Origin of the sequence: Flavobacterium columnare NBRC 100251 = ATCC 23463, assembly GCF_002530675.1 — a bacterium.
Classification (GTDB): domain Bacteria; phylum Bacteroidota; class Bacteroidia; order Flavobacteriales; family Flavobacteriaceae; genus Flavobacterium; species Flavobacterium columnare.
In genome coordinates this window covers 1-636 of sequence record NZ_PCMX01000142.1, presented here as the reverse complement: position 1 = coordinate 636, position 636 = coordinate 1, and the positions used below count along the sequence as shown (strand labels likewise).

The following is a 636-nucleotide window of genomic DNA, read 5'->3' as shown; positions in this document are numbered from 1 at the left end:
GTTTTTAAAATCAGTTGTTTCAATCGTGTATTAAATCCCCATTCTTGCATTCTTCTTGCTTTATTGTTGGTAAATATTGTGTTGCTTTTTTGCTCTAAACTTTCTAAATATTCTTTGATTTGATCGCTTATTTTTTGACTTATAGGAACTAATCGCCTTTTACTGTTTTTGCCTTTTTGAACGATGATAATATTTTCGGTTAATCGCAAATCTTCTTTATTTAAATCGCTGATTTCCTGCACTCTTAATCCACAACCATACGCAATATTTAAAATGGTTCTTTCTTCTAAATTGGCTACTTCGTAAAGTTGTTTTATTTGGTCCTGGCTAAAAATAAATCGTTCTACTTTTTCAGTTCCGTTGGTAAATTTTAGATGTGATGCTGGGCTTTTTTTGAGTGTTCCAATTTCTAAAAGATAACCTAAATATTGTTGAAGGTTTCGCATATGGTCGTATATGCTTTTTTGTTTAATTGGCTTGCCTGTACGTTGGCTAATTTTATTTTTTAAATAGTCGTTGTAGTCTGCTATTTCTTTGGGTGTAACTTCTTTTATAGTAAAGATTTTATGAGTTTCTAACCAACTAAAAAACTCTCTTAAATATAAATATCTTGCTCGGGTAGTTTCGGGTTTTAAT

Annotated in this window: 1 protein-coding gene; it reads right to left on the bottom strand. The window is 30.5% G+C overall.

Annotated elements, in window-relative coordinates; genetic code table 11:
* Positions 1-636 (bottom strand): tyrosine-type recombinase/integrase (locus B0A78_RS13525; protein ID WP_145955921.1); only part of this gene is annotated, 636 nt, incomplete at both ends.